General features: G+C 53.1%; 14 protein-coding genes and 19 tRNA genes. 26 read left to right on the top strand and 7 right to left on the bottom strand.

Annotation, left to right across the window (positions count from 1 at the left end; genetic code table 11):
* Positions 1–14 precede the first annotated feature (14 nt).
* Both CA13_RS08850 and CA13_RS08845 read left to right on the top strand, forming a co-directional pair.
* Complete coding sequence (locus tag CA13_RS08850) at positions 15–344, top strand: DUF1801 domain-containing protein (protein WP_146395612.1); 330 nt, start codon at positions 15–17, stop codon at positions 342–344.
* 2 nt (positions 345–346) lie between these two features.
* Positions 347–901 carry a sugar O-acetyltransferase gene (locus CA13_RS08845; protein ID WP_146395610.1) on the top strand — a complete coding sequence of 185 codons (555 nt, stop codon included), beginning with the start codon at positions 347–349 and terminating at the stop codon, positions 899–901.
* On the opposite strand, the gene CA13_RS08840 is transcribed toward CA13_RS08845, so the two are convergent.
* Genes CA13_RS08840 through CA13_RS08830 form a run of 3 tightly spaced genes read right to left on the bottom strand, consistent with a single transcriptional unit; the run spans position 902 to position 2,966 of the window.
* Complete coding sequence (locus CA13_RS08840) at positions 902–1,960, bottom strand: hypothetical protein (protein WP_146395607.1); 1,059 nt, start codon at positions 1,958–1,960, stop codon at positions 902–904.
* Between the two features lie 56 nt (positions 1,961–2,016).
* Positions 2,017–2,577, bottom strand: coding sequence for a GNAT family N-acetyltransferase (locus CA13_RS08835; protein ID WP_146395605.1), 561 nt, complete (start codon positions 2,575–2,577; stop codon positions 2,017–2,019).
* Positions 2,574–2,966, bottom strand: coding sequence for a CoA-binding protein (locus tag CA13_RS08830; protein WP_146395603.1), 393 nt, complete (start codon positions 2,964–2,966; stop codon positions 2,574–2,576). Before CA13_RS08830 ends, CA13_RS08835 begins: the two co-directional genes overlap by 4 nt.
* Before the next feature lie 87 nt (positions 2,967–3,053).
* Here CA13_RS08830 and CA13_RS08825 point away from each other — a divergent pair, with 87 nt between their 5' ends.
* The 5 genes from CA13_RS08825 (at position 3,054) to CA13_RS08800 (ending at position 4,739) form a co-directional block, all read left to right on the top strand.
* A complete protein-coding gene (locus CA13_RS08825) occupies positions 3,054–3,512 on the top strand; it encodes a DUF1569 domain-containing protein (RefSeq protein WP_146395601.1) in 459 nt (152 codons plus the stop codon).
* Between the two features lie 461 nt (positions 3,513–3,973).
* Positions 3,974–4,047: transfer RNA gene (locus CA13_RS08820), tRNA-Phe, on the top strand.
* Positions 4,048–4,104: 57 nt separating this feature from the next.
* Positions 4,105–4,177: transfer RNA gene (locus CA13_RS08815), tRNA-Pro, on the top strand.
* 308 nt (positions 4,178–4,485) lie between these two features.
* Positions 4,486–4,559: transfer RNA gene (locus CA13_RS08805), tRNA-Ile, on the top strand.
* A gap of 107 nt (positions 4,560–4,666) precedes the next feature.
* Positions 4,667–4,739, top strand: a tRNA-Lys gene (locus tag CA13_RS08800).
* Between the two features lie 39 nt (positions 4,740–4,778).
* Here CA13_RS08800 and CA13_RS08795 read toward each other — a convergent pair.
* Positions 4,779–5,132, bottom strand: coding sequence for a four helix bundle protein (locus CA13_RS08795; protein ID WP_146395599.1), 354 nt, complete (start codon positions 5,130–5,132; stop codon positions 4,779–4,781).
* Positions 5,133–5,356: 224 nt separating this feature from the next.
* On the opposite strand from CA13_RS08795, the gene CA13_RS08790 reads away from it, so the two are divergent.
* Positions 5,357–5,427, top strand: a tRNA-Gly gene (locus CA13_RS08790).
* Between the two features lie 31 nt (positions 5,428–5,458).
* Here the strand turns inward: CA13_RS08790 and CA13_RS08785 are convergent.
* Positions 5,459–5,818 carry a four helix bundle protein gene (locus CA13_RS08785; RefSeq protein ID WP_146395597.1) on the bottom strand — a complete coding sequence of 120 codons (360 nt, stop codon included), beginning with the start codon at positions 5,816–5,818 and terminating at the stop codon, positions 5,459–5,461.
* A 44-nt stretch (positions 5,819–5,862) separates the two neighbouring features.
* Here CA13_RS08785 and CA13_RS08780 point away from each other — a divergent pair.
* From CA13_RS08780 to CA13_RS08745, 10 genes are all read left to right on the top strand, one after another.
* Positions 5,863–5,934, top strand: a tRNA-Asn gene (locus CA13_RS08780).
* An 85-nt stretch (positions 5,935–6,019) separates the two neighbouring features.
* Positions 6,020–6,120, top strand: a tRNA-Gly gene (locus tag CA13_RS34935).
* A 107-nt stretch (positions 6,121–6,227) separates the two neighbouring features.
* A tRNA-OTHER gene (locus tag CA13_RS34930) sits at positions 6,228–6,317 on the top strand.
* 195 nt (positions 6,318–6,512) lie between these two features.
* Positions 6,513–6,585, top strand: a tRNA-Asp gene (locus tag CA13_RS34925).
* Between the two features lie 108 nt (positions 6,586–6,693).
* Positions 6,694–6,768, top strand: a tRNA-Glu gene (locus tag CA13_RS08770).
* A gap of 198 nt (positions 6,769–6,966) precedes the next feature.
* Positions 6,967–7,037: transfer RNA gene (locus CA13_RS08765), tRNA-Trp, on the top strand.
* A gap of 105 nt (positions 7,038–7,142) precedes the next feature.
* A tRNA-Val gene (locus tag CA13_RS08760) sits at positions 7,143–7,214 on the top strand.
* A 72-nt stretch (positions 7,215–7,286) separates the two neighbouring features.
* Positions 7,287–7,357: transfer RNA gene (locus tag CA13_RS08755), tRNA-Ala, on the top strand.
* A gap of 5 nt (positions 7,358–7,362) precedes the next feature.
* A tRNA-Leu gene (locus CA13_RS08750) sits at positions 7,363–7,434 on the top strand.
* A 127-nt stretch (positions 7,435–7,561) separates the two neighbouring features.
* Positions 7,562–7,635 (top strand) — tRNA-Leu (locus CA13_RS08745).
* A gap of 29 nt (positions 7,636–7,664) precedes the next feature.
* Here the strand turns inward: CA13_RS08745 and CA13_RS08740 are convergent.
* Positions 7,665–8,021 (bottom strand): four helix bundle protein, encoded by a 357-nt coding sequence (locus CA13_RS08740; RefSeq protein WP_146395593.1) that lies wholly within the window; start codon positions 8,019–8,021, stop codon positions 7,665–7,667.
* Between the two features lie 204 nt (positions 8,022–8,225).
* On the opposite strand from CA13_RS08740, the gene CA13_RS08735 reads away from it, so the two are divergent.
* The 7 genes from CA13_RS08735 (at position 8,226) to CA13_RS34910 (ending at position 14,991) form a co-directional block, all read left to right on the top strand.
* Positions 8,226–8,298: transfer RNA gene (locus CA13_RS08735), tRNA-Val, on the top strand.
* Positions 8,299–8,774: 476 nt separating this feature from the next.
* Positions 8,775–9,587, top strand: coding sequence for a hypothetical protein (locus CA13_RS08730; RefSeq protein WP_146395591.1), 813 nt, complete (start codon positions 8,775–8,777; stop codon positions 9,585–9,587).
* A 38-nt stretch (positions 9,588–9,625) separates the two neighbouring features.
* A tRNA-Thr gene (locus tag CA13_RS34920) sits at positions 9,626–9,699 on the top strand.
* Positions 9,700–9,724: 25 nt separating this feature from the next.
* Positions 9,725–9,796: transfer RNA gene (locus CA13_RS34915), tRNA-Arg, on the top strand.
* 443 nt (positions 9,797–10,239) lie between these two features.
* Positions 10,240–13,764, top strand: coding sequence for a GEVED domain-containing protein (locus tag CA13_RS08725; protein ID WP_146395589.1), 3,525 nt, complete (start codon positions 10,240–10,242; stop codon positions 13,762–13,764).
* Between the two features lie 195 nt (positions 13,765–13,959).
* On the top strand, positions 13,960–14,202 hold the full coding sequence (locus CA13_RS08720; protein ID WP_146395587.1) for a hypothetical protein: 243 nt from the start codon (positions 13,960–13,962) through the stop codon (positions 14,200–14,202).
* Positions 14,203–14,673: 471 nt separating this feature from the next.
* Positions 14,674–14,991 (top strand): SEC-C metal-binding domain-containing protein, encoded by a 318-nt coding sequence (locus tag CA13_RS34910; RefSeq protein WP_419194105.1) that lies wholly within the window; start codon positions 14,674–14,676, stop codon positions 14,989–14,991.
* Between the two features lie 68 nt (positions 14,992–15,059).
* Here CA13_RS34910 and CA13_RS08710 read toward each other — a convergent pair whose 3' ends face one another.
* Entirely contained in the window at positions 15,060–15,419 is a 360-nt protein-coding gene (locus CA13_RS08710; RefSeq protein ID WP_146395585.1) for a four helix bundle protein, read from the bottom strand.
* A 52-nt stretch (positions 15,420–15,471) separates the two neighbouring features.
* On the opposite strand from CA13_RS08710, the gene CA13_RS34905 reads away from it, so the two are divergent.
* Positions 15,472–15,542: transfer RNA gene (locus tag CA13_RS34905), tRNA-Cys, on the top strand.
* Positions 15,543–15,629 lie beyond the last annotated feature (87 nt).

Here is a 15,629-nt window from a genome sequence, read left to right as displayed (position 1 = left end):
TTCATCCTTCCAAAATGACTGACGCAGAAAAACAGAACCTCGTTGAATTGCTCGACTCGCTCGTGATGGCGGCAGTACCGAAATCGAACAAGGTCGCGAAGTACGGCGGGACGCTTTACACACTGAAGCCAGAAGAGAAGGAAGGCCAGTTTTGCGGCGTGTTTCCGTACAAGGCACACGTGCAACTATCGTTCGCCCAGGGCACGTCCCTCGATGATCCCGATGGCCTGCTCGAAGGAGGCGGCAAGTTCCGTCGGCACCTGACGTACAAAATCCTGGATGATGTCGATGCGAAAGTGGTCAAGCGATTCGTGAAAGCAGCATCGAAGCTTGGGGCCAAATAGACATGGCAAGTGAACGGGAGAAAATGCTGGCGGGCGAGCTCTATGATCCGAATGATCCGGAGTTGGCTGACGCTCGAATGATTGCGCGGGAACGCTGCCATGCGATCAACACGAGTGCTCCCCGCGAGGAAAAGCTGCGGCGCAGCATCTTGAAGGAATTGTTCGGCTGCGGTGGTGATTCAGTTTGGCTCGAACCGCCCTTTCGTTGCGATTACGGGACCAATATCTATCTTGGTGAGAAGGTTTACTTCAATTTCGATTGCGTCATCTTGGACGTTTGTGAAGTCCGGATCGGGAACCATGTGTTTATTGCCCCCGGTGTTCACATCTACACGGCAACACATCCGCTTGAAGCCGAACTGCGTCGCACACAGGAGTTCGGTAAGCCCGTCACGATCGGCAACGATGTTTGGATCGGAGGCAAGGCGGTCATCTGCCCTGGCGTGACGATCGGAGATTGCAGCGTCATCGGTGCCGGCAGCGTGGTTACGAAAGATGTGCCGCCCGGCATCGTCGTTGCGGGCAATCCGGCCAAGGTCATTCGCGATCTCGATTGATCAATCTGCTCGCTCAGCCACGTTTTCTCTCACGCGATTCCAGGCTGGCTTGTTCTTTCCGTCGTTGGCTTGCAAACCAAGCGTCCCGAGATATTCGGCAAACGCCGGTAGTTCGACGCCATAGTATTTCGTCATCACGCTTACTTCGTACTCGGACAGGTCGCATGTCCAGACGAAGTTGATTACGGGAACGGCTTCGAGATGTTTGTCCCAAGCGGCAAACATCGCGTCGATAAATGCGGCCTGCTGGTTCAGCGAACTGCCGCAGGTACTACCGCTTGGATAGCCGGCCTCGAGCAGATGAACTGGCTTGCCCGCTGCGGCTTCAATCATCGTAACGAAGTCAGCCTCGATGCTAGATGGTGGTCGGACTTGAAACGTCTCATCGAGTGGGTAATAGGTCAACATGCAAACGTCTGCTGACGATTCAAGCTTTGCGTATTCGGATGCGAGTTCGCCAGTCCGCCCCGCAAACGTAATTTTGACACCGATCGGAATGTTGGGGTGATTGGTGCGAATGTGGTCGGCAACAGCATTTAAGAAGGTCGTGTAGTCCGCAAGTTGATCGGGGTGACTTGCGAACCAGCCGTCGACTTCGTTACCGACCGCGATCGCTTGAATGGTTGCGTCGGGAAGTTGAGCCAAAGTCCAGTCCAGCCACTTGCAAAATGCGTCGATCCGTTCGGGCGAATTCCATTGCGTGTCCCGCAGGTACTCTGGGATTCTCAAGGCATTGGTGTCGATCGGGTTCAGTGAAAGGACGATGGCGGTATCGAGTGCGGGGTAGACTTCGTTCGCCATCACGGCAAACTCGCTCTCGTACTTCCCTGGCGCGATTTCGACTTCGTCCCATTGCTGAGGCAGTTCGATGAACTGTATGCCAGAGTTCTTCGCCGATGCAAACGCGAGCTCGTAACCGACACTGCCCTCGGTAACGCCAAAACCGAGCTTGCGATCTGACATCGTGCCAACCGGCGGGTCAATGGATTGCGAATTGCACCCGAGACACGAGAACGCCGCAAGCGATGCAACAATGATTCGATGGATGTGGCGGAACATGGGTGTCACTTCAACCAGTTGCGAGTTAATGTCTTGGGAGCAAACCGGATGCTGGCTCACTCAACCCAGTATTTTGGATGGTCTAAAGCTTTTGAACAGCGGACGGTTCCGTCGCAATTCTCGATCGTTCCGGGCTTCAGCTCCGTTACCATCCACGCGTCTGCGTTTTGAGGTGGGATCGGGTAGGTTGCTTGGAGACCCTGGACACCTGCGGGCCGGAACCCGAACCGAGAGTAATAGTCGGGATAGCCAAGTACGAAGACGAGATCGACGCCAGATTCCTCCAACAGGCGTAACCCGGTTTGGATCAAACGCCCACCAATCCCCTGACGTTGTCGATTTTGCGCAACTGCCAGTGGTGCGAGAATGCTTGCACTAACTTGGCCATGGTCCGGTTCGATGTCCGCGGAAGTAAAAAGAAGATGCCCGACGAGTTTGCCGTCCGTTTCAGCGATGAGCGATAGCATTGGCTCGCCGGAAGCATCATCGAGCATTTCATCGACGAGTTTGACGATCACCGGACCCTCGGCCTCGCCAAAAGCACTCATGTGGACCGCCAGAATCGAATCGCGATCCTGCCCCGTCGCCTTGCGAATCTTCACTTCGGCTTGCGTCATGATTGAAGAGCCAATAGCACGAGTATGCAACTGCCGTCGTCGATGACGTTGATGCCGGCTTCGCGTGCCGATTCACTGGCCTGCTCGTGTTCCGCCCCTGGCTGCATCCAGATGTGTTTCACTCCGGCTGCTATTGCGTCGTCGATGACTTGGCGTGTGACTTCGGGTGGCGTGATGATCGAGAGGGCTTCGGGGACGAGCGGTAGGTCGGCGATAATCGGGTACGTCTTGTGGCCGTCGATTTCTTTGGTGACCGGGTTCAGCGGATAAGTCTCGCGGCCGACGGCCAGGAGGGCTTTGAAGACCTTGTAACCGTACTTGTGCGTGCGGGCCGAGGCACCGGCGACAGCGTAGGTTTTCGCGGCAAGAAAAGTTTCGATTGAGTTCATAACGAGTTTCGTATCGAGGGTTGGCTCTGAATCGACAGAGTTTGCAACTACGGTTTCAACAATGTTCTATTGCCTTAAACTAACCGCATGGAACAACTGCGTGAACTACACTTCGACGACCTGAACGCGGCGATCAAAGAGGCTCGGTCGCTACTTAAGAGCGGATACAACCGCAGTGGCATCTGGTCACTTGGGCAGATATGCCGGCACTTGACGCTGGTTCAGGATCCGAGTGTTGATGGTTATCCGAAATGGATGTCGCTATTTGCGTTCTTGCGTCCTGTGATGCGCCGGATCCTCTTGCCGAAAGTTCTCAGCGGCGATTCACCTCGCGGAATTCGTACAGCTTCGATGTTCGTTCCGCCGGCGGAACTGGATGACGTTCGAGAAGTTGAGGCTTTTGCAGCGAGCGTGGCTCGGTTCTACGCTCACTTTGGTGACTATGCTCCGCATCCAGCGTTCGGGCGACTACCGCGTGAACGGATTGAGCAAATTCATACTGCACATGCCGCTCACCACCTGCGTTTCCTAAGACCCCGCGACTGATTCTTTTTTCGCGTGCTATGAGTACTTTCGAGTCTGAGCGGTGTTTCATGTTCGTGTGAGGCATTGTCGGCTAAGAATGATTTTTTCGGAAGCTGACATTTTTGGCGAACCATCCGGCCGTCAAAGCGTCTATCTCTCCGAACACACAAGTCACATTCACAGACAAGCGAGTAACGAGCTTTCTGATGTTATCAAGAACCCAATCCAGTCGACTCGAACAGATACACGAAGGCAGTCTCTTCGGCGCCCCTGTCCATAGTGACAGCCCGTTGAATACAGATAATGCCCCGGCGTATCCGCGTCTGATGTGACACTCGCTTTTATTAGCGAACGACTTCTTCATGAAGGCACTGTTCCTAAAGGCTCGGGGGTCACGCCAGACACCTGAGCCTTTTTTCGTGTCCGCATCCCAGCGGGCAACCCCAACAACGAACCCAATTTGGGCTGGTAGCTGAGACGCCGGGCTTGCCCAGTTGGCTAACGCGGGCGGCGGTCTGAAGAACCGCAGACGAGGATTCGAGCGCCTCCCGGCCCACTGACAAGGAAAATATGCGCCGACGGAATCATCCGCGGCGAGCACGACGAACAACATCGGATACAGGTGCAGATGGAAGCACGCCTGGTTTGGGACCAGGAGGCTCTCGGTTCGACTCCGAGGTGTCCGACTTTTGAAACGACAACATGGTAGTCGAGGGCTGGTCGCCCCCGCGTTAGCCAAAGAGAAAACCTGGCGCCTGATACGCGGGTCGCGCTGAGTTCGATCCTCGGGGCTACCACTTTGGAAGTTTGAAGTGAGAAGGGTGAAGAGTGAAATGATGATTCAAAAAGACCTAAAGCCTAATCCGCTAATACCTAAAGCCTATCAAGGGGCTGTGGTGTAACTGGCAGCATGACGGACTTCGGGCACCGACGCGCAGCGTTGGTCGTCGTGTAGGTGAGGGTTCAACTCCCTTCGGCCCCATTGGCTACGCATCGGCGTGTAGCTCAGGGGTGAGAGCGGCGTCCTTATAAGGCGACAGAGCGCGGGTTCAATTCCCGCCACGCCGACTGACGAGAGACCTTAGTCCGTAGTCTTTAGACCATAGGAAAAGAACAGATCACGAAGCAAACGATTGAAACCTACAGCCTATAGCCTAACACCTATAGCCTAACTCGGGATTGTGGCAGACAAGGTAATGCATCGGACTCTTAATCCGAGCGATGTGAGTTCGATTCTCACCGATCCCACTTAGGAAGGCAGGAGCCCGGAGACGACAGACTGGAGGACTAGCGACGAAGCGAACGTATCAATCCGTTGAGAACTTTGGAGGTTTCCACGGACTTGGCGATCAGCGTCTGGCTTTGCTCGTCGGTTAAGTATCCAAGTCGTTGGGCGACAGTGATCTGGTATTCAACTTCTCGGGCAGAGCCGTGAGCAATGTCAAGAAAACGAATGTAGTCGGCTTCTGTGTGTCGAGCACAGCCTTCGACAATGTTGGATGGAATGGACAAAGCAGCGCGTCGCAATTGTGACGTCAGTCCGAACTGTTCCGAAGAGGGAAATGATGTTGTGAAACGGTAAACAAGCAATACAAGTTCGTCGGCGAGCTCGAAGGCTCGGAGTTTGGTGTGGTCTCTCATGCTTTCCTCCTGCCTCCAGTCTACAGCCTCCGGACTCACTCAGCACTGATGGTCTAACGGCAAGACTCCTCCGTCGCGAGCGGGGTGATGCGGGTTCGATTCCGGCTCGGTGCTCTAAGCAGACTGAAGGCTGCAGACTTCAGGCTGGAGGTTTTCCTCCGGTCTCCCGTCTCCAGACTCCTGCCTGCTCCTGATTTTTGACAATTTGGTAGTGATGCATTTTTGCGCCCATGATGTAGCGGTAGCCTGCTGCCTTGCCATGGCGGAAGTGTGGGTTCGACTCCCACTGGGCGCTTGGTGTTAGGCCTTAGGATCTAGGCTTCAGGCTACAGATTGTTTCGCAGCGAACGAATGAGACCGCTCAGAACCTTACTTGTCTCTACAGCTATTCCATTGAGCACTTCGAAGTCGGATTGGTTCAGGAAGTCGAGGCGATGAGCCAAGGAGATCTGATACTGCAGTTCGCAGGCCGAGCCGTACGAAATGTCGAGGAATCGGACGTAGTCGAGCTGAGAAGGCTTTGCACATCCCTCAACGATGTTTGATGGAACCGAAACGGCAGCACGGCGCATCTGCGATGTGAGGCCGAACTGTTCTTCACGTGGGAAATCCTTTGTCAGACGGTACGTTGTAACGGCCAACTCATCAGCTAATTCAAACGCTCGCAGCTTATGATGGTTTCGCATTGATTTCCCCTGAAGTCTAAAGCCTCAAGTCTAACGCCTATCCCTCCGGTGTGGCCCAATGGTAAGGCGGCTCCCTGTTAAGGAGACGAGTGATGGTTCGAGTCCATCCGCCGGAGCTTCGCGAAGTTTGAAGGGTGAAGCGAGACGTGTGGAATAGCTCGCTTCGTTCCACACCTCGCCCTTCAAACTTCCGCATATTTCGTGTCCTTGGCCGAGCGGCAAATCGACCAACCGGCATCCATGCCGGTCGGTGCCCGCGGACTTCCAATCCGGCTAGGTGGGTTCGATTCCCGCAGGACACTCTTCAATTGTGAAAACTCTCTCCGGCGCGTAGTCGCGACGTGAGCCTTTGAAGCTCGCAGATCGGGTTCAATTCCCGGACGGAGTGCTTTGTTATTGAAGACCGAATGCCGGAGTAGCAGTTGTTGGTCGCTGCACCTCGCTCTGCCCAGTAACGATTGGACAGGCGAGTTCATTGGTTCGATTCCAGTCTCCGGTGCTGTGGCCGTCCTGTATTGGTTTCAGGAACTTCGCTGTGAACGAAGTCCATGTCGGTTCAATTCCGATCGGTCACCTGGGAAAAAGGGGGTAGGGAATAGGCTATAGACCGTAGGGGGTAAGACTTTTGGTAAATCCTCCAACACGGAACCTAATCCCTACAGCCTAAACGCCTAACACCTAAAGCCTAACTTCTGGTGGCAAGTTCCTCTGGGAAGGAAGCTTGATTGTCTATCAAGTCGCTGCGGGTTCGACTCCCGTTGCCATCGCTTTCAACAACGCCGCATTCGACTACTGGCTAGGTCGGCTGCTTCTCAGGCAGCAGGAAGGAGATCGAAACTCCTATGCGGTACTCGCTTCGATCGAAGCAACAAGAAGGCGTGGTAGATTCTGATGGCAGAATCGTCTGGTTTTCATCCAGGAGTCCGCGGGTTCGATTCCCGCTCACGTCACTGAATTAGGGGGCTAGGTGTTAGGCGTTTAGGGATTAGGAAAAACTCTTCCGCAAGAAAACCTACAGTCTAAATCCCTACAGCCTAAAGCCTAGTTCGGGAGCGTTTCCACACGGGAGGCTGTAAACCTCTTGCCATCAATTGTGTGGTAGTCGGCGAGAGGTGCGATTCCTTGCGTTCCCACTTTGGCAAACCAACACGTCTCTGGTGTAACGGTAGCACTGCTGATTCCAAACCAGTTAGTCAGGGTTCAAATCCTTGGGGACGTGCTTCAATAGGCTGTAGGAGTTTAGACCGTAGGTGTTTAGGGAAATCCAAATAAAAGGCATTCTTGCCTACATCCTAAATCGCTACAGCCTAAACACCTAACCCAGAGTCCCGTGGTCCAACGGCGACGATGCTTGGTTCACATCCGAGAGACGATGGTTCGATTCCATCCGGGACTACTTGGCTAGGCTGTAGCGGTTTAGTCAAGAAACCTACAGCCTAAAAACCTAAAAGCTAATCACCTATTCCATGGGGCGCTCGTCCAACGGGAAGACGTCTGTTTTGCACGCAGAAAATCGGGGTTCGATTCCCCGGTGCTCCACTCACGCTGAGGTAGGCCAACGGCGAGCCGCTTGTTTTAGGAACAAGTGCTTGCGGGTTCGACTCCCGCCCTCAGTACTTGGGTAGGGGATTAGGCTGTAGGAGTTTAGGCTGTAGGAAGACAAATCGCAGAGAAGGTAACTGACCTTCGCGTATTCACTCCTTACCTACGGTCTAAACACCTAATCCCTAAACGCCTCCTTCAACTGTGGTACGCAAACTGGCAAAGCGGCGAATTTCAAACGTTCGTGTTTGAGGGTTCGACTCCCTCCCGCAGTACTTGCATTAGGGGTTTAGGCGTTAGCGATTTAGGCTTTAGGTTTCCTGAGTGACCGGATCAAGGCACCGAGGACTTTTGATGTCTCGATCAACTTGTTAGGCAATTCCGATTCACCACTCGCGAAGCCAAGACGTGTCGCCAGCGAAACCTGATATTCGAGTTCGCGAAGTGATCCAAATGCAATGTCGAGAAACCGAACGTAGTCGGCTGTCGAATCACGGCCGCATCCCTCGACAATGTTCGACGGAACCGAAACGGCAGCACGTCGCATCTGCGAAGTCAATCCAAACTGTTCCTCACGCGGAAAGTTCGCTGTGACTTTGTACGTCAACAAAGCAACCTCATCAGCCAATTCAAAAGCACGCAACTTCGTGTGATCTCGCATAGTTCCCTCCGACCTACAGCCTAAAAACCTAAATACTAACAACCTATCTACTGCGGATGGGCCAGTGCCCAGCCAGGTTTCATATGCCAGGCACGTCGGGTGCGACCCCCGGATCCGCTACTTCGCAAGGGGGTTAGGCCGTAGGCGTTTAGCAATTTAGGACAACCTACAGCCTAAATCCCTAACACCTAATCCCCTCTTCATGATCGCGTGGTCAAGCGGCTAAGACGCCTGCGTGACAAGCAGGAGACCGATGGTTCGATTCCATCCGTGATCACCTTTCGGAAGTTTGAAGGGTGAAGTTAGAAGTTTGAATTCGAATGACCGAACCTAATTCACGCTTCACCCTTCTTACTTCAAACTTCCAGAGGGCTGGCATGTTCCAAGGCGGCGACTGACTCTTGCAAAGTCGGTGGAAGGGTTCGATTCCCTTCTGGTCCACTGATAGTCGTTGATCGCTCCGCGATCATAACGTTTGGTTCGCGGAGCGAACCACGACAATACGGAAGGCAGCCGGATACGGTTTGCCGCACACGCACTGCTAACGCGTGCCACCTTCGGGTGATGAGGGTTCGACTCCCTCGCCTTCCGCTTGTTTGAGACGGCTCGATGGTGAAACGGACATCATCTCTGGCTTCTAACCAGAAGTTTTTGGTGCGACGTCCGATTCCTGGTCGGGCTACTGCCGATATACGCAGTCACGTTGGCTGCCGGCATCCATTCGCTTGTTTGACACTATTGAAAGGCAATGTCATGAGTATGCATCAGATTGAGCGTCAATTCACGCGGATTGGTGCTCGAGCAAACGTTCATTCGCCGATCGTTCGGCGATGGGGAACGGCTCTCTCAGAAAAAGTTTCGATCGACATCGGCAGCGACGCCGAAGGCGAGTTCTTCGATATCGCGATTCAGCCACCACAATTGGCGGAAACGCAAGTGATCGACGTTCAGCCTTCATTACGACACCTGCTGTTGATGTCGCGACAAGACGACGGAAAGCACAAGTTCTTGTGCGGACACGACGAGCGACATTGGTTCGTTGCTGCGGTTCCTGAGCGGGCAGCTGTTTCATCTGTGAAGACAGCTTTCGACGCGCTCAAGCCGGTTGCGGTGCGAGCACTTGAGAACCGTCTCGGCGTGAAGCCGCGAAAGCGGAATCGTCGACGCAATGAAGCGTTCATCCGTCAGGGCGAGTGGTTCTTCGTGCCAGTCGAGAATCCGGCGTTGGTCGATGAGCGGTTAGTTCTACGGAACGAGCCGATCGCACGCGGCGGTGGAAAGCCGCACCTTTGCGAAGAGGTGGTTCGACAGGGCGGACAACTGGTTTACATCAGTAACCAGCATCCGAACGGATTGACCGAGGGACAGCGAATGCGATTGATCAGTCGCAAGCCTGAACTTCGTCACCTGCACTGGGTCGCTCAACGTCGAAACCCAAGCGTGTTTGTTCGCGGACGAGTTCGCCATCCAGATCACAAGACGATCATCTTGAATGGTTGGCACCAAGTCCTGATGAACACTGAAAATGAGTCGATCGCAATGCGACATGTCGCGTTCATCGACTGAAGCTCGGTCCCGCACTTTGGTGCGGGGCCTTTTCCCAAGCCGACGTGGCTCGACATAGAAAGGCGCTGCTCTTGTAAAGCAGATCATGCTGGTGCGAACCCAGTCGTCGGCTCTTGTGACTTACTTACCAATAACATGACTCGCGGGTGTGCTGGATAGCATGGCAGTCTTCGAAACTGTCGGACCAGGTTCGATTCCTGGGCGGGTTACTAATGAGAAGTGAGTCCTGAGGGACCAGTTTTGAGGAAGAACGCTCAGGACTCAGGACTCGAGACTCACACCTGGCTTCTGTTCTCGAAGTGTGCCGGAATAGCACGCGACGTCGATCTCATGGATCGCTCTGCGACGGGGCGAAGGTCGTAGACCAGGTTCGATTCCTGGGTAAGGTCGACATGCATCACCTAATTGCTTTCCTAGGACGGATGCGGCGGTGGATTACGTCAGGTGGCTGAGACGAGAGACTCCATTCGGTTTTTGTGCGTCTGATCACATCGCTTTTGTGTATCCAAGGAGAAACAAACAGACTGAGTCAGCAAAATGCCCGGACACCAATGCTCTGATCACGCGGCTCGTCTATACTGGGCCCGAACCTAACTATCGAGAACAAGCAGTGTCAAAGAAGGGGCCCAGGATGCCAAGAAGTAGAAGAAGAGTGAGACGCAGAGGACTTCGATGTGAGAATCTGGAGCAGCGTCGGCTACTAGTAGCGAGCGTAATCGAGCACGATGGGATCGGTCACATTTTCTGGGACTCCGTTGCCCAGGTTGAGCGATTCGATATCGACACGGAGCAATGGCTCAGTCCAATCAGTCTACAAGACGCACCGGGGCAACTGCCCACCACAGGTCACGTTGATGGCGACGGTATCTATGTCGCCTATGACAAATCTGTGTACCGATATGACCTGGACGGACGGAATTCGACACACCTGATAAATACTCAACAGGCCGTCCGGGCAGTTCACACTGACGGTAACATCCTGATCGTCAATCACTCCGCCGGTTTGTACACGAAAGCCACCAGTATCGACAAAACCACCTTCACGGTGATCGACACCATCGATGATTACTTGGATACCATTTATGGTTCGTCTATTTCAGCGACGCATAATCGAATCTTCGGACGTACGGGCGGGATTGGTCCATCAGACATTTCTTACTTGGATTATTCCGATGATGGAAAGTTCGGGACCAACGGTGACAGTCCCTATCACGGCGATTATCCAGGTGGTTCCAAAACTTGGGTATTCCCCGATGAGCATGCCGTTGTTGACGACTCTGGAACAGTGTACTCGACCGATTCACTCACTAGACTGAACAGCTTCGGGACGGGGATCGATGCGATTGACTTCTGGGAAGACAATGTGCCGCTCGTTCTGTCTGGCCAGAAGATAACAGCGTTCTCAAATGCTCTATTGCCGACCGGAAGCAAGACGCTTTCCTATGAACCGGACTTCTTCTTCGTCAACGACACGAACGTTTTGACTTTTGAATTTAGCGTCAGTTCGAACCATGGTTTTGAAGTTGATCGTTTTTCAATAAGTGAACTTTCGCCAGCTAGCCCCGGCAATGAGGTGGATCCTGTCGGCCTGCCTTTCACCCCTGACAAGATCGAGTTAGCTTCTGACGGAACGGTCTTGATCTTTAGTCAGGCGCATCGGAGTCTTTTCCGTTGGGACCCCATTTCGGAGTCTTACACCGACTCGATAGCTCTGGTAGGCGTTCCCGAATATATGGCTTACTCCGCGACCAACAATGCCGCGTATTTGGCTTACCAATCTGGTTTGATCCGCCAAATTCGATTCGACGATGATTCGCCAGAAGAAACCCCATTTGTCACGCTTCCGAGCAGTCCGCTGGGGTTGGCGACTGCAGGTGAGTATCTGTTTGCTGTCGATCCGTCTGGTGCGTGGGTAAGCCATTACACGTACTCGGCTGATGGCACCCTGATTGATGACAAGGACTGGAACCGATCTTCACGAGAATTTGTTTGGAGCGAACCGAATCGCAAAATCTACCATTTCAGGGATGGAACCTCCCCAAACGACTTGCACTCAGAAGTGATTGAACTTGACGGCAGCATCGGTGCTCAAAGTGAGACTCCTTTGCACGGTGGGCCATTTCAGTATCCGATTCGCGTCGCCCCCGATGGAAGCATCGTAGTGCTCGGGTCGGGAGCGATTTTTAATGCGGAGACACTCAATCAACTGCCTTACTCGCTCTCGAATCAAATAAGCGACGCCGCTTGGATAGATGGGCAACTAGTTACTCTCCGTAACGTCGCTGGCGTCTCGGAGTTACAGAAATGGGCGTTGCTGACCTATGCGAACGTTGAAAAGATACAGAGCGATCAGCAAGGTCATGCGTTGCTTGCGGTTCGCGAAGATCGACTGTTATCTATAAGTACTGACGAATCGGGTATTCCAATCTTCCAGATTTACGATTCGGATCTCTTGCCAGCATCAGTGATCGACGATGGGCAAGTCCTGCCTCGGGTTATCTGGGAACCGCCGGAGAACATCTACTACGGCGATTCCTTGACGGAAAATCAACTAAACGCCAACTCGGAGGTCGCGGGTGAGTTTACATATTCGCCTGAACTTGGGAGCGTGCTAACGGCGGGCATCGGACAGCAGCTAAGCGTCGTTTTCAAGCCTCACGACACGGAGATGTATCGAACAGTCCGAATGTCCGTATCCATCGACGTTATCGGTCTTGACTACGGCGATGCTCCGGTAGGCTCGGTCAGTGGTTTCGCTTCAGACTATCCGACCCTTGCCGCTGATGACGGGGCAAGGCACGGTATCGGAGATCTTTACCTTGGTGAATCAGTCGACGCCGATCTGAATGGCTTTACCGACACTTGGGCGAACGGAGACGCACTGGACGATGGAGTTTCACTCCTGACGTCCATTATTGCCCTTCCCGATCATCCAAGTTCTTCAAGCTTGAATATCGTTGCTTCCGACGCTGGTGTGGTTGATGCTTGGCTAGACATGAATCGCGACGGTGATTGGAACGATGAGGGTGAACAGATCCTGGTGAATTTCCAAGTAGCCGCTGGTCCACAGGTTGCAACATTCGATCTTCCGGCGGGAACTGTTGCTGGAAGTACCGCACTGCGGGTTCGCTTGAGTTCTGCCGGCAACCTACAGCCAACCGGATTTGCAAACGATGGCGAAGTAGAAGACTATCGAATCTTGATCCAAGACCCTACCGAAGAATTCGTTTTGGACGCATCTCTCATTGCCTCTAACATTGGGATCAACCGTGTTGGGGACGTCTTGCAGTTCAGCTCCGAAGACACTGTGCTCGCGTCGGTTCCGGCTTGGGTTTTCTCGATCGTTGATGTCGACGGAACTGAGCGTGATGATGTCTTTGAGGTCGAAACGGACGCCGAAGGAGAGATCGTCGTACGGGGCGATGGTGGTGAAGGTTACGATACTCTGGTTGTTTCCGGCACCGGAGCCCTGCTCAATCTGCACAGCCTGCCTGCCGGTGAGTTGACAGGAATCGAACAGATCGATATCCGTGGCACGGGTTCCAACTTGCTGAACCTCAGTGTCGAAGCTGTCAAGTCTGTGACCGACGATGCTAACTTGCTGACGGTAATCCACGATGGACATGACGAGGTCGTCTTTGGGGATGGCTGGACTGTGCAGCCTCCAACGATGATCGGTGAAGCAACCCATCATGTTTTGACAGGAGATAACGGAGCGGAATTGCGCATTTCCAATCCTGACGTTCTCACCAATCCGCTAAATGCTTTTGATGTAAATCGGAGTGGTGGCGTGTCTGCACTGGACGCACTTCTGATCATCAATTGGCTGAACATCGCGAGAGACAATTTTTCGGACAAAAGCTTGGGCAGTTCTGCCAACGACATGTACCTTGACACTTCCAAGGATTTGGTGGTTTCTGCATTGGATGCGATGCGTGTAATCAACCAATTGGCGGTGCAGCGACAAGCCGGTGAAGAAGTCTTTGAAACCGAAAGCCCTCCACAGACAAGTCTTGGCGCTGGCGTTGAACGGAACGGGTGGACGACGATTGGCAGTCCAGCCCTTGGTGTCACACGCGCCTCGGCGACTACTGTTTGGTCAAGCCCTAGGGTTTCGAGGGTTGATGACGCGCTGTCCGACGAGAATCTGTTGCGTGACTTGCACTTGCTTTTCTGAGTGCCCATAAGGCCGTTTCAGCGGTGCGGGCTGTCCATATTCTGCGAAAGGTCCTAATTGTTAGTAATCGATATCAAAACTCTCGCCATTCTGCGGGCGATGAGGGCTGGCTTTGAAACCTCAAAGCCAGTGGTCGATATCGGACGTTGAATCGTCGCGAAATTAACGCGATTTACAATCAATGTCTGCGGTCAAGTGTTAAAGACGCCGGAGCAGAATGAACGAGCATCCAGTTTCTTGCTGGTCATCGGAGCTGACAAAAATTCGTTCCAAGGTACGGATCATGCGACGGAGCTTCGACGAGGCAATGGTGATCGCTCACTGTACGTTTCTGCCGTTGGAGTTCCAATTGCACAAGCGGTGTTCAACAGCGATGCAATGCACGGTCCGAATCGACTGTCAACAATCCTGAAACGCGTCGACCAATTGAGCCGTTAGGATCTAACAGACCACAAGTCATGCGAACAAGAATCGGTGTGGGAACGCCATGTCTAATTGCGAAGAAGTCCTAACAGCATTCGATCCGATCCATCCTACGAAGCAAACCGCGACTCAGTTAAGCTACGAGTGTTAATTCACACGCACGATCCGTTTAAGCTGAACGCAATACCTGGAGTTTCGATCGCAGATCTGAATAGTCACGCATCCGTGGCAGGGCAGTTATTCTCGAAATATGTCACGGATCCAGATTTGCTGAACATCTTTCGACTGCACTACGAGCCGTTTACGATCCAGAAGTAGCAACACTTCGGACGCGATTACATAGAACGCCTTCGACGGCTGCTCGATGCGATCGAAGATTGGAATCTATTCAGTGTATTTCTGATTGTTGATGGATGCACGGATGGCAAATCGAGAGAGCCGCTCGATTGGTTCTTCGTAAGAGTGAATGAGATCAATCACGCGTTGATGCATCTTGAATCAGGATTGCCGCGAACCCTGAAAGCATCAGTGAGTCTTAACCATCAACACAGTTTGAAACCGTGTCGACGACTCAAGCAGGGAACGGACCAATGCAATATGAACACGAGTACAACGAAAACGCACAGTGCTTTCGAGCCGATGAGCAAACGTCGTAAAGGCTATCCGTCGGAAACGAAAGTCAAACGCGGAGTGCGAATTATCCAAGGCAAGCAGTTCGAGGAAAAGCTCGGCCGCAACGACCTATGCCCATGTGGCAGCGGTCATCGATTCAAGCGTTGCTGCCTACGATCGGGGCGTCTGTGATGGCGTCAATCGCGACGACTACTTTTAGAGAATGAGTCCTGAGGGTTGAGACTTGAGTGTTGAGCAATTCAGGAAGACGAGCGAAGTGAGCGGATGAGTTCAGCGAGCACCCTTGCTGTCTCATCCGCTTGGCTTGCAAGTTGTTCGGCGGTCTCGCCGCTTGTGTATTCGAGCCGCCTTGCGATGGTCAACTGATACTCGACCTCGCGAATGGATCCGAATGCCATGTCGAGAAAACGGAGGAAGTCTGCTTCAGAGTTCCGCGCACATCCTTCGACAATGTTGGATGCGACTGAAACGGAAGCTCTGCGGAGTTGCGAAGTCAGTCCGAACATTTCATCCTTCGGGAATGTCCTTGTCGCTGAGTAGACCGACATAACAAGTTCATCCGCCAACTCAAACGCTCGTAGCTTTCGATGATCACGCATGTTTCACCCCTCCTTTTCTCAGGACTCACAACTCAAGACTCACCCCTATCTTAACGCTGGAGCCAGATGGCTAGGCGGCCGGCTGCAACCCGGTTCAAGTGGGTTCGACTCCCACCAGCGTTTCTTGATCGACCAACTGACGAATCGGACTACATCTTTGCTAAAGGCCGTCTGATTCACACTCCTTCGTTGGTCGATCTTTTGAAGTTA

Origin of the sequence: Novipirellula herctigrandis (genome assembly GCA_007859835.1) — a bacterium.
Classification (GTDB): domain Bacteria; phylum Planctomycetota; class Planctomycetia; order Pirellulales; family Pirellulaceae; genus Novipirellula_A; species Novipirellula_A herctigrandis.
This window is presented reverse-complemented; position numbering and strand designations above follow the sequence as displayed.